The 13998-nt window shown below is 40.6% G+C and carries 8 protein-coding genes; 5 read left to right on the top strand and 3 right to left on the bottom strand.

The window, feature by feature from the left end; genetic code table 11:
• Nucleotides 1-251: 251 nt before the first annotated feature.
• Nucleotides 252-1262 (bottom strand): iron ABC transporter permease, encoded by a 1011-nt coding sequence (locus PMEL_RS10425; protein ID WP_120175548.1) that lies wholly within the window; start codon nt 1260-1262, stop codon nt 252-254.
• Nucleotides 1263-1283: 21 nt separating this feature from the next.
• Nucleotides 1284-2405: an ABC transporter substrate-binding protein gene (locus PMEL_RS10420; RefSeq protein ID WP_120175193.1), complete on the bottom strand. Its 1122-nt coding sequence runs from the start codon at nt 2403-2405 to the stop codon at nt 1284-1286.
• A 126-nt stretch (nt 2406-2531) separates the two neighbouring features.
• On the opposite strand from PMEL_RS10420, the gene PMEL_RS10415 reads away from it, so the two are divergent.
• The 5 genes from PMEL_RS10415 (at nt 2532) to PMEL_RS10395 (ending at nt 10746) form a co-directional block, all read left to right on the top strand.
• Entirely contained in the window at nt 2532-3998 is a 1467-nt protein-coding gene (locus tag PMEL_RS10415; protein ID WP_120175192.1) for an SLC13 family permease, read from the top strand.
• Nucleotides 3999-4037: 39 nt separating this feature from the next.
• Nucleotides 4038-4742 (top strand): hypothetical protein, encoded by a 705-nt coding sequence (locus PMEL_RS10410; RefSeq protein WP_120175191.1) that lies wholly within the window; start codon nt 4038-4040, stop codon nt 4740-4742.
• Between the two features lie 223 nt (nt 4743-4965).
• Nucleotides 4966-5412 carry a YhcH/YjgK/YiaL family protein gene (locus PMEL_RS10405; protein WP_120175190.1) on the top strand — a complete coding sequence of 149 codons (447 nt, stop codon included), beginning with the start codon at nt 4966-4968 and terminating at the stop codon, nt 5410-5412.
• A 713-nt stretch (nt 5413-6125) separates the two neighbouring features.
• Nucleotides 6126-7826, top strand: a complete 1701-nt coding sequence (locus tag PMEL_RS10400) for a thiol-activated cytolysin family protein (protein ID WP_120175189.1) — start codon at nt 6126-6128, stop codon at nt 7824-7826.
• A 94-nt stretch (nt 7827-7920) separates the two neighbouring features.
• Nucleotides 7921-10746 carry a C10 family peptidase gene (locus tag PMEL_RS10395; protein ID WP_120175188.1) on the top strand — a complete coding sequence of 942 codons (2826 nt, stop codon included), beginning with the start codon at nt 7921-7923 and terminating at the stop codon, nt 10744-10746.
• 521 nt (nt 10747-11267) lie between these two features.
• On the opposite strand, the gene PMEL_RS10390 is transcribed toward PMEL_RS10395, so the two are convergent.
• Nucleotides 11268-13763 (bottom strand): TonB-dependent receptor, encoded by a 2496-nt coding sequence (locus tag PMEL_RS10390; protein WP_120175187.1) that lies wholly within the window; start codon nt 13761-13763, stop codon nt 11268-11270.
• Nucleotides 13764-13998: the final 235 nt, after the last annotated feature.

Raw genomic sequence — 13998 nt, 5'->3', positions numbered from 1 at the left:
CTTGTAAACTATTTTCATACAAATCAAAACCAATTCATGCTCTTTTGGCTTCTAAAAGACGCCCAATTGACTTGCAAAAGATGCCCTTTAAGACCCTTACTAACGCCCTTTTGAAGTCCTATCAAGCACCTTTTCTCATACTACCTTATAACTAACTGATTTCCTGCTAATTGCAAACTTGCTTTTTATGTGGGTTTTTACTATTATTTATAGGCGTTTTACCCGAATATATGTAATAGTTTTTCAAAACATCATCGACGTTGAACTATCACATAAATGATGACGGGTGCGCCAATAAGTGGTGTGACGGCATTGAGTGGAATAATACCTGCTTCCCCAGGAAGATAACAGATAAAGTTACAAAGCAAAGCAATAGCAGCACCGCTTAACACTGTTCCAGGAAGGAGTACCTGATGATTTTCTGTACGGAACAAGAGACGAGCTATATGCGGAATAGCCAAACCAATAAACGAGATAGGTCCACAAAAAGCTGTTGTGATAGCAGTTAACAGTCCTACAACAACTAATAATATATTACGAAGTTGGCGCGTACTGATACCTAAACTCTCAGCATATTGTGGTCCTAAAAGTAGGATATTCAGTGGTTTAATCAATAGAAAGGATACACCGATACCCATCAGACACAGTATAGAGAATAGAGGAATATGACTCATTGAGACACCTCCAAAATTGCCCATTCCCCATACCATATAACTCTTTACGCCTTCTTCTGATGCAAAGAAATTCAGTAGAGAGACGGCGGAAGAGGAGACATATCCCACCATAATACCCACTATCAGCAATAAAACGCCGTTGCGTACCATAGTAGAAAGAAATAAGATGAGTGCTGTCACAGCGATTGCACCAACGAAAGCAGCAGTGAGAATAGCAAGAAAGCCCGAGGCAGTAAACATTGATGTTGATACAGTTCCACCTAATAACAACATCACTAAGGCAACACCTAAACCCGCACCTGAACTGATACCAAACACATCAGGACCTGCCAAAGGGTTACGAAAGGCTGTTTGAAGCATTAAACCACATACAGACAAGGAGGCTCCACAGAGTATAGCGGTGAGTGTTTGAGGGAGTCGGTTCTCTAAAATAATGTACTGCCAGCTTTCCTTTCCCATAAAACGACCACACAGAATATCCAATATATCAGCAAAAGGTATCTGAACCGAACCTGTTATAAGATTCAATCCAAACAGAAATAAGATACTTACTGCTAAGCTTATAAAAAGAAGAATATTCCGTTTCATCATCTTATCGTTTCAAATCTATTAATCTTCTAACTTCTGATAATAACGCAACGGAGCGATATGCAAATCGGGATGGAAGAGTTGAATTAAGTCTGATAGTAACCAATCAGGACGCCAACTAACCTCCTCAAAGTAGGGCTTGCTATCCACCTTACAGCCATAAATCTCTTTTGTTTGATAAGGTTTCAGCTTAACATACCCCTGATACTCAGACAATAAAAGACGACGATTGAAATTACCATTGTAACTTAACACCCAAAAATCACTTTGTCCGAACTTATCCAAGATCGTCTCAAAAGGCATTGCAAGACTTCCACTATGCTTATCATTAGAATAAGCATAACGCCCATGGGCATCCTTATAAAGTAAGCCCACACTGCTCTCACCACCTGGTAAATACCAAACAGCACCCACCTTCCTGTCTGGAAGGATACTACGAGTTATCTTACTCTGGCTTGCCTTCTGACTTAAAGACTTATAGTTTTGTTCAACAACAGCGAATAACGAGTCGGCTTCCTGCTCCCGACCATAGAGAAGACCATAAAACTTCATCCATTCTGCACGCCCCAAAGCAGAACGTTCCATGTAGTCAGCACATTCGATTATGGGTACTCCTATTTGTTCTAAACGGCCATAACCACCACTATTTTCGAAAGGGGAAAGCAGGACTGCATCTGCATTTAAGTCTATAATTCGCTCGACATCAGGCTTCATTGCATCTCCACAGTCTACAATACCCCCTTTTACTCTTGCGCGTTTCTGAATATCAGGGATAATCATATACTTCAAATCGGCAACACCAGCAATAGCTTTCTGTGTCTGAAGCATCTCAACAAGATTGGCATGGGCTGTCGTGAAGATAACACTTTTGCGTAGAGGGGTAACAACCTTTGTACCATCATCAGGAACTTTTACATCCTTCCCACGCTCAATAAGATAGTAAGTATGTAGGATAGTTCCCTCTTTCCAAGGGTTTAACAATCGTACAATCACATAATCCTCCGTACGTTCGATAGTAATATTTCGAGCATACTGTAGTTCTGTTTTTGTCCCTTTATCGCTTTTATCAGCCACAGGTTTCTGATAGTTGTTACAGGATAAAAACAGTAAAAGATAGAGAGTAAATACCAATAACTGTCGCATAAACAAGAATTTGTTATGCAAAAATACAAAAAAAGAAAGATTATTTTGCTTGATAAGAATATTTTTTATAAATTCGCCCACAATTTATTAAACAATCTAAATCTATTAAACTAAACAACTAAAACCATGGCAGAAGAAAAGTCTAATGAACTTAGTAGCCACATTGAGATGAAGAAAGTCTGGGAACTTTTAGCCATCATCGTGGTTACAGCCATTATTTGGAACCTTCCCACAAGCAGTTTTGGCATTGATGGGTTAACCGTAGTACAGCAACGCATCATTGCAATCTTCGTGTTTGCCACCCTATCGTGGCTGACGGAGTGTATTCCAGCATGGGCAACGTCGCTGAGTATCATGGCTATCATGTGTGTCACCGTTTCGAAGAATGCTTTTGGAGTCTTCAAAAGTGACGGCATCGGTGAGCTACTTGATTCAAAGGAAATTATGGCATCCTTTGCAGACCCAATCATTATGCTCTTCCTTGCGGGCTTTATCTTAGCGATAGCTGCATCGAAGTCGGGACTTGACACGCTCTTGGCACGTAACCTTATCAAGCCTTTTGGTAACAAGAGTGAGAATGTTCTTTTGGGTTTCCTGCTTATCACAGGACTCTTCTCTATGTTCATTTCAAACACTGCGACTGCTGCATTGATGCTCACTTTCCTTACTCCTGTCTTTGCAGCATTGCCTGCTAATGGTAAGGGACGTATCGCTTTGACAATGTCTATCCCTGTTGCAGCCAACCTTGGCGGTATGGGAACACCTATTGGTACACCTCCAAACCTCATTGCACTTAAATATCTTAATGACCCAGCAGGACTTAACATGAATATCGATTTCATGCACTGGATGGCGTTTATGGCACCGCTTGTGATTGTTCTGCTTCTCTTGTCATGGAGAATTATTCTTTACTTCTTCCCATTCACACAGAAGACTATTCATCTAAAGATTGATGGTGAGGTACACCGTGGATGGCGTATGTGGGTTGTTATCATAACCTTTATTGTGACAATCCTTCTATGGGTAATTCCAAAGGATGTCACAGGTATTGACACCAACACTGTTTCAATGATTCCTATGGCAATCTTCGCTATTACTGGTGTTATCACCGCAAAGGATATGCAGGAGATTAACTGGAGTGTCATCTGGATGGTTGCCGGAGGCTTTGCAATTGGATTGGGTATGAACGGATCAGGCTTGGCTGATGCTGCTATCGAGAGTATTCCTTTCGGCAATTGGAGTCCTATCGTTATCCTTGCTATCTCTGGTTTGATTTGTTACTTCCTTTCTAACTTCATTTCAAACACAGCAACAGCTGCTCTGTTAGTACCTATCCTCGCCGTGGTATGCCGTGGTATGGGTGACAAACTCGGTGGTATTGGCGGTACAAGCACTGTCCTCATCGGTATTGCCATTGCAGCTTCTACTGCTATGTGTCTGCCAATCTCTACTCCACCGAATGCTATTGCTTACTCAACAGGACTTGTGAAGCAGAACGATATGCTCAAGGTGGGTCTGACCAGCGGTATTGTTTCCCTCATTTTGGGTTACATACTACTGTACTTCATCGGTCAGTTACACTTCCTCGGATAAAGAGTTCATTCCCTGTAATCACATTTTGATTAGAATCTTATGAGAAAGTTCTTCAGCTACATAACACTACTCTTGATAGTATTACCTTTCATGAGTTGCCAAGAAAAGAAGGCGGAGGCTAATGTTCCGAAGTGGATTCTATCTATGGTAAGTGAGAGCAAGAACACAAGTGTTGAGAATGATTTCTCAAAGATACTGTCTGACAAGCGTACTCCCTATATCGGTTATATTGGGACTGAATATCAGAAGCTCACGATAGACATTCAAAAAGTTCAACGAACGGACGACAACCAATATGATGTCAGCGGCATCACTGCTGTCAAAAGTAATCGTTGTAACTTCCGTGGAACCATTGATATCGTTGAAAACAGGGAATTTACTCACCCTACATACGGTGTGGACGACTCAATGAAGGGGCAGTTCAAACGACGTGGATGTAGTATTGCGAAGTATAACTTTGAAGAAGAAAACAGCCAGACGGGAAGTGGTGTCTTCACTGGTTATCTGCTGTTCTATTGGTATGAAACCAACGATGGCAAGTTCGTTTATGACGACATTGATAGCCATTCGGACTCCTATTGTAATATTCAGTATGCAGGAACATGGACAAGCAACAAGACTAAAAAGTCTAAACCATGCGCATGGGGACAATACCGAGTACCAAACAGCGGAGACCTTGACATAGGAACAGGAGACTTTTCTGTCAATCCTAAGTACGTTAAGAACGGCTGGGAAAAGAAATAAGTGGTCAGAACGAAATACAATTCGCTTGACCTCTACGACATACACAGACTACGTCACACTATAACAAGACGTATCTCTGTGAATATCCTAAATAAAGGGGCACACGCTATGTGTGTCCCTTTTTTATTCCACAAACACGTTATTATTGATCAATCCTTTGTTATCAGAAAATAAATATGTATGTTTGTAGTAGTTTTCAATAGCACTTAGTAAATCCAAGAAGATGATAATAGCAGATTTGACCGCATGCCATCGCTACTACGGCTTACATCCAAGAATGAAAGAAATGTTAGAGTATATCCTCCAACATGATTTCAGCCAACAAGAAGCAGGACGCATAACCCTCGATGGTGACGACCTCTTCATCAATTTAGACGAAGTAGAACTGAAGCGTAAAGAAGCGCAACGATTAGAGTTCCACAAGAACTATATTGATATTCAAGTTCCCTTATCACAGCCAGAGACAATGGGTTGGACCGCCTTATCGGATTTGGATGAGCCTGATATTGCCTATAATCCCGAAAGAGATTGTGGCTTTTATACACAAGATGCAAAAGAATACTTCAATGTCAAACCAGGACAGTTCACCATCTTCTTCCCAGAAGATGCTCACGCACCTATCATTGGGAACGGGAAACAAAGAAAGTTAGTGGGGAAGATTAGGGTGTAGGGGAGCCTCCCCGAACCGAAGGTCACTGAGCGAAGGGAAGTAATGGGAGGGGAGTTCAAAAGGATGTACGCTGCGCACATGTGGTGCTAAGGCCCAGCACACATGGTGTTAAGGCTTAGCACGAGTGGTGTTGAGACTTAATCACATTATAGTATGTTGTTCACAGAAGAGGATATTGGCGTTTAGAAGAGTTTATATTGCCTATAAAAAGAATTGACCTACAATTAAAGTGCGAAGATTCATGCACTTTAATTGTAGGTCAATTACATCTATATAAATAGGTCACAATTTATATAAAGCTAAATACTATTAGCTTTGACGATTTTAGCCCCATTTAAACTATGTATACAAATTAAGTCTGTTAATTATGTATGGTTTAGCCCATATAAATATATTTTACACTTTTCACCCTTTATCTTTATTGATTTTTAAAAAACAAACAAGGATTCGTATTGAATTATTACCTATCTTTGTCGGGGAATGTAGACACTTTGAGTGAAACCTGTTAAGTGAAAGAGGGACACATATATACCATGAGGTTAATATAATTTGCGAATAATATTATACTTGGCACGTGTAAACAGAATAACGACTAATAGCTAATCCTATCTATACCATTTATTAGAACTTGAATTGAAAGATATCCATTCTGACTGCAAAGAGGCAGTCATTTATAATAAACCTAAACATAACAACCTAAAAATTAACAAAGAATGAAGAAGTATCTTTTCAAAGCAGTATTGCCTGCTTCGATGGCAATTTGTGCCATTACATTTGGTGCTTGCTCACAAGACGAGATGTTGACACCAGTCAAAGAACAAAGTGAAGAAGGGGTTTTGAATAATCCGAAGGAAATTCGAAACTATCTGAAAACGCTGCCCTTGGCACCAATGATGACACGCGCCAACGGGCCAATAAACCCTGATGATGGTGCTCCAATACCTGTTGAAGAAGAAAACCCTATTGTAGAAACACAAGGTGTACTCGATGGTATACCTGGTAATTGGGTAAAAACAACACGGCATTACAAAATAAAACAGACATTCGATGAGAATTTCCTCTTCGATCCTACAAGCGATGTTGTGTATCCAGGTTGTGTTCTCAAAGGTGGTACGATAGCTAATGGGACCTACGCAATGATTACTTCACACAAAACTGGCGATGTAACCTTCTCTATTAGCTTATCACCAGCTAATCCAAGAGAGGCACACGAAACCTCAGCAACTGTTCCTAACATTCGTAAGAGTGAGTATCAAGAAGTATGGAATAAGTGGGCAACAATGGATTGGAAGGAATCTCCAGTAACAACTATACAGAGTGTCGAGAAGATAAACTCTCAAGAAGAACTTGTTACAAAACTGGGTGTAGCTGTGACTGCACCAGTTGCAAATGGCTCAATTAATCTTGGATTTAACTTCAATAAGAAGAAAAATCACATTTTGGCACGACTCATACAAAAACATTTTACGGTCTCAACCGACGCTCCTAAGAAAGGTACAATCTTTGAGTCAATTGACAAAGATGCCCTTGATGGTTATCAGCCCGTTTACATATCAAGCATCAACTACGGTCGAATCATCTATCTTTCTATTGAGACTGATGAGAAAGAGCGCAATATTAACGAGGCAATTGAGTTTGCTTTGAACAAAATTAAGGGTGTTGATGTAAACGTATCAGTCGATCAGGCTGTCAACTACCGCAAGATGTTAGCTAAGAGTGATGTACATATCACAGTCCTTGGTGGTGGAAAGACTATCCAGCAAGAGATTCTAAAGGGCGATATTGAATCTTTCCAGCGTTTCCTTGCAGCCGATATTCCAATGGAACAGATGTATCCTATCAGTTTCTCTTTGCGTTATGCTGTTGATAATTCACAGGCACGTGTCGTTACAAGCAACGAGTTTACTGTCACACAACGTGACTTTGTCCCTGTGTTTAAGAAGGTTCGTATGCAGTTACAGGTTCTCGGTTTCTCTGGACAGCATAGTGGTCCGCTACCTAATCTTGACAAAGATGCTAACATCTGGGGTAAGGTTTCTGTCGGTGTTAACGGCCAAGAACATGAACTTGTAGGGATAGATAAGTCGAATCCGTTCTGGTTTGATTATCGTGAGAAGGAAGAAACATTACATCCAATAGGCTTTGGTGGTATCGTCAATGTTGAGTTTGACAAAGATAAGAACGAAAGTTTAGAAGATTTTGTCGACCATCAGAAGATATCATTCATCACAGATTTGCACACAGAGAATGGTATCTATAAATATAACTATGGTCGAACACAATTCAATCATACCCTTGGTACCGTCTTCTCAAAGTATAAGAGTGACAACCCTGTTGTCGTATTAGAAAGCAACTATAAGCACATCAAGATTCATACTTACGTAAAGATTCTTGACCTTAAGTTCTTTAACTAATAAATAACAATAGCAATTTTATCGACGTCACCACTAAGACGTCGATAAAGTTGCAGTACATTTATTATCCTAAGTCGAATTTAACTCTATCAATATGAAAAGAATATTCGCGCTTTTAGCCTTATTATGCTTGCTGTATCAGCTATCAATGGCTGGACCAGTTGATCAATCGCTGGCATTAAAGATTGCCTCAAGTTTCTTTGGACAAGGCACTACAACAAGCCAACTCAACATGACGTATAAGGCTCCTTATAAGACTTCTCATGCTGGAAAGGCTGAGGAAAACTTATATTATATCATCAATCGTGGTAACGATCAGGGATTTGTTGTTATCGCAGCAGACAATCGTGTTTCTCCTATTATCGCATTCGCTGAAAAAGGTAGCTTGACAGAGAACGATATCCAAGGGAATCCTTCTATTAAGTGGTTATATGACGAGTATTGCAACCAGATAAAATGGGCTATCGAAAACACTCCTGACATTCCATCACCAGAGTTTAGGCAGGTAGCAACCATGCAAGCAAGCAACTATCAGATAGAGATTAGTCCGCTTCTCGAATATGCCTCTGACCGTAGAACGAAGCTTACAACACCTATCAGCTGGGGACAAAGTTGGCCTTTCAACCAGTATGCTCCGAACTATCGTTACAATGGTGAAACCTATGAAACAGTGTCAGGTTGTGTGGCAACAGCCATCTGTACCGTACTACGTTGGCACAAATGGCCACGTAAGGCACATGGGTCAGTGAGCTACTATTGGAAACGTAACTACATGTCATTAAACTTTGATGGACAAGGTTCTGAGAATGCAGCTTACGATTGGAGTCAGATGCCTGCTGGTATTGACAGATATGGACGCGACAGAACGACTGGACGTAACGTTACATCTGTACAAGCTGATAACGTCGGACGTCTTTTGCGTGATATTGGTTATGCTGTACAGATGGATTATAACCCAGCATCCTTTGGTGGTTCTGGCGCTTACGTCTACAATGCTCCTGCTGTTCTTACTCGTAATTTCGGCTATAAAAATACTGTTAGGTTCCTTCAGCGCAGCGACTATTACGAGCAAAGTTGGCTAAAAGAGATACGTGATGAGTTGCGTGATTACGGCCCCGTTATCTATGCAGGATTCTCTGCTGGAGGTGGACATTGCTTTGTACTCGATGGTTTTGCTTCTAATGGCTTCGTACATGTTGACTGGGGCTGGAACTATTCTTCAAATGGTTGGCATAAACTTAATGTGTTGCGCCCTGGACAAGAAGGTATTGGTGGTGGTAGTGGTGGATACAGTTCTAATCAACAGATGCTGCGTTACCTTAAACCTGATCGTAATGATGATCCTGATCCAGACCCTAATCCTAACCCAGAACCAAAGCCTAATCCACAACCCGACATTGAAACAGGTTCGAATTTGTACATTGCAGCTAAGTGCCAGCAGACAACTTTAGCACAACTGTACTCAGTTCCAGTTACAATCACTATTGGTAATAAGAACAGTGAATCTGCTTATTCAGGTCGATTGGCACTTGCCCTCTATCAAGAAGGGAATGATGCTTACTCAACGATTGTCTCTACAACAACAGCGTCTATTGGCTCAGCGTCTACGAAGAAGGTAACCTTCTACGCCAATCTTGCAAATGTCAAGGCTGGAACTTATAACCTCACAGTAAACTATGCCAAAGGAACAGGCTTCAAGGCTATTGATGCCGTTGCTGGAACAGTTACTATTGGAAAAGTTGATCCCGACCCAGACCCAACTCCAAATCCAGTTGTTAAGCAGCCAGAACTCTATGCTGTGCAAAGAGTAACAGAGTATATCAAGAAAGGTCAGAACACAAAGATTGTTTCGACACTGGCAAATGAAGGTAATGCAGACTATAATGGTAACCTGAAGCTATATGTATTACCAGCAGAATCAGACAATGTAAAGGCAGCTACACTTATCTCAGAAGGCAATGCTAAAATAGCAAGAGGTGAGCGTGTAACCTTCTCTTTCTATACAAACGATACCTTTAAAAAACTGGAAGTAGGTAAATATAGCCTAATTGCTGGATACGATGTTGATGGTGAAGAGGTGGCTGTAAAGGTAAAAACTGATTCAAAAGTATGGAAAATAGGTGAGCTAACAATCAATACACCTGACGATAGTGATAATGACTCACAAACTGTTCACGATCTAAAGTTACAGACAATCTATTTCTACCAAGGTGGTAGTAATCTCGGTTCTGATAATGCTTATGTGTCAACTACCAATAGCAAGTTTACTGCTCGCGTTTACTTGAAGTCTGTCAATGGTTTCGAAGGCCGAGTGAAGTTCTATGTTACAGATGCTCAACTGAGTTCTAAACCTCTCAATAGCAACATGACAGAGACAAGAACCATCACACTTAAGCCTAATAATAGTGGATATATTGAAGTATCACTCCCAACAAGATACCTAACGAAGGGACGTTATTACATGAATATTCTCTATAACAATGGTGGTGCAGCATGGCTTTATTATCCAACAGATGTAGTTCCATTCAATGTTTATACCGCCCTTAACCAGGCAGACTCATCTATCTTATTCAACAGCAAACTAAACCTCGGTCCAACCTTTGACTTTGACACTCCACCTACCTATGGCGAACACTTCCAATCAATTGGTAATAAAGTAGATAGCGAAAATATCCCATTAGGCATTGATGAGGTTATTTCTGGTGATACAGAATTATCTGTTCATAATGATTTCGTAACTGATAACGTAACCCTTTCTGTTACAAAAGCAAGCACTGTACGTATATACAGCGTTCAAGGAAATCTTATCAGTAAGCACAATGTTAAAGCTGGCGACAACATTATCAGTGTTACCAACCTACCGTCAGGAATTTATTTCCTAAACATTGGCAAAACAACTTGTAAGATTGTGAAGCGATAATAGTAATCAATTATCATAATTTGACGTATTATTTGAATCCACATTGAGAATGCGCTCAATGTGGATTCTCTATGCCTTATAGACAGCCATCATGTAATTTCTCTTACAATTCTACAATTTACTTAATGACAACTATAAGCCTGATTTATCAACTATTGACGATGTCTTCACGCTGCGCACATCTGGTGCTAAAGCCCAGCACACATGGTGTTAAGGCTTAGCACAAGTGGTGTTGAGACTTAATCACATTATGATATGTTGTTCACAGAAGAGGATATTGGCGTTTAGAAGAGTTTATATTGCCTATAAAAAGAATTGACCTACAATTAAAGTGCGAAGATTCATGCACTTTAATTGTAGGTCAATTACATTTATATCAATAGGTTATAAGCTAATGATTTACATCTATAACCTTTCTATTTAATTCTATAATAAAAAGATTCAAATCTTATTAGCTGATACCAAGCCTTATCCTATTTGCCTCCCCTCCCTTCGGAGGGGTCGGGGGAGGCTTTTTCTCATTAGAAATGTACTCTGAAATCTACACCCATTTGGAATGGATTACCCCTCTGCGCAAAGGTGTATCGTGTACCAGTGGCAGCACTCTGAACAGCAAAGGTGTTGTATTTTGTATCTGTCAGATTACGCACCCAGAGGTTAACATGTAGCGGACCGAAGTCGGCATCGGCATGAGCACCTAAGACAGCATAGAAGTTCTGACCGATAGAGTTCTGCTCATCCCAGTAAGTTTTGCCCTGCGCAGAAAGGTTCAGTCCCACTGTAACACTACGTAAATGGAAACGATTTGATGGATTGAGCAAGGCTGCTGGGTCAATATCTATTCGATAATCAGCATTAGCACCCAGTGTATGCTGTGGCACGAAAGGAACACGCTTATCCTTATAATCAGCCATACCTACTCCAGCGATAGAGTCCTTATACTCATCAAACTGAGCACTTGTAAAGCCATAGTTAAGACCGTATGTCAATTTATTGTCTAACGCAACACCACGGAGTGTTGCCTCCAAGCCACAAGAATGACTACGACCAGCATTCGTCATCACACGTCCGAAACCATAGTTACCAGCCATCACAGAGAGCTGCTGATTGCGAATCTGCATATAATAAGCAGCGAGGTCAAGGTGAAGTTGGTTGTTCAAAAGATTAAGATGCGCTCCCACCTCATAGTTCCAACTCGTTTCAGGCTTATATTCAATCGTCTTTGCAATACGCTCATAGTAAGCCTCATCATGCGCAACATCCACATCGGCACGTGCCTTGTTAGCAGCTTGTGAGGTTTCAGCCTGAAGTACATCAGAGAACATTTCAAAGTTATAACCACCTGCACGATAGCCCTTTGACCATGTTGCATAAACATTACTACCATTCTGTAGACGATAAGTCAAGCCAAGTTTTGGAAGGAACTGCTTAAAGCTATCATGCTCGCTATGCTTCAACACAGAAGTAATAACAGGATTAATATTTACACTCATCACACTCTCCTGCAACGCCAAACGTGCAGAAGTGTCATAATCAATACTTACACGTGAATAATCATAGCGCAAACCTAAGGTAGCCATCAAGCGATCAGAAAGTGCGACATTACTCTCATGGTAAACACCTAAGTTGAGAGTTGGCGTACGGAAGACCCCCGGAACAGGGTCCATTGTCATATTAATGTTTACACCACCTGCTGCAGCGATTGCCGCAGCAACACTTGCACGTGCTGTTTTATTGGCAAGTTCTTCTGACATTCCACCTGCAATCATTCTCTGTGCCATGCCCTTTGCCATTGCATTGAGTATACCATTATAAGCATAGTCCGTAATCTTCTTAGACAGATAGCTGTTCATATCTTGGTCGAAATAAACAGGAGCAGTCGTCTTCAACCACTGATAAGAACCAAAAGCACCAAAGGTCCAATGCCATTTGCTATTATTACGGCTCTTGATAGAAAGTTCCTCTGTCAAAGTATTCCCCAACTGACGCTGAGTAAGATGCATATAATCCTGCGGACGATAATCAATATCCATCAACATATAGTCACGGAGGAACTGCCAAGAAGTCATCGAGTTGATATCAAAGCCTTTTCCTGCATACTTAATACCCAGTCCCGTATTGATAATATTACGACGATAATTTGCCTGACGATTGAGGTTAGGCAATTGTGTACCAGCCTTCATCCCATAAAGCGGTGAAGTAATTGTAGCAGAAGAAAGTTCGTCTTCTGTCACAACCTGACCGTATGGGAAACCATTCTGGCGAGTGTATTGATAATCAGCAATGAAGTCAAAGTTCAGTCTATCCGTTGGACGCCAAAGGAAACGGCCCTTACCACCAAACTCATTGATAAGGTCGGCACGTGATCCATCATACTGATTACGGAAGAATCCATTCTGTCCTCCATAGAAGCCAGCTACCGAATAAGCCATCTTATCATTTAGTTTCTCATAATGACTTGCCTCTATCTGACGATGTAGTTTCGTACCAAGCGAGAGTTTTACGTCCGTTCCCTGATACTGGAAAGGATTACGACTATAAAGACGAATCAGTCCGCCCTCAGTGTTCATACCATAAAGTGTACCCTGTGGACCATGCAACACATCAATACGATCAACATCGTATGTATGGAAATTAAACGCACTCTTATTCAAGATTGGCATACCATCTACATAAATACCCACAGCTGGCGAGTAGACACGTGAGCCGATTCCACGCATATAGATAGAAGAGGTATAACGGCTTCCATACTCAGGCATAGAGAATGATGGAACAAACACAGAGAGGTTGCGAACATCCTGCACATTGAGGCTACGAATCAAATCACCATTGAAAGAAGTACTGCTCAATGGCTGTTGACGCAAGCGAAAGGCTTCCTTTGGTTGATCAACGACGACAACCTCGTCAATATCATAGACGCGAGAAGTGTCGTTGCTTTCGATAATGTTGTTAGCTTGTACTCCTATTGGCAAAGATGACGCCAGTAAAAGGGCAATACTAAGTTTAGACTTAATCATATAATCTTATTTCTAATGTTTTTATAAATCGTTAATGATGACAAAGGTAAGCATAAAAAATATAATAAACAATCCTAATTTATTAGGAATATTACAAATATTCTGTTGAGAAACAGCCATATAAGTTGGAATGGATTAGAATGAAGAAAGGACTTATTCTATCAGCTACTACTTATAAATGTGTCAGGATTTTATCATTATGTAAAAATCAATACATGATGAATTGGACTCGAAT

Origin of the sequence: Prevotella melaninogenica (assembly GCF_003609775.1) — a bacterium.
Classification (GTDB): domain Bacteria; phylum Bacteroidota; class Bacteroidia; order Bacteroidales; family Bacteroidaceae; genus Prevotella; species Prevotella melaninogenica_A.
The sequence above is the reverse complement of the archived record's forward strand: the minus strand, read 5'-3'. Positions and strand labels throughout refer to the sequence as shown.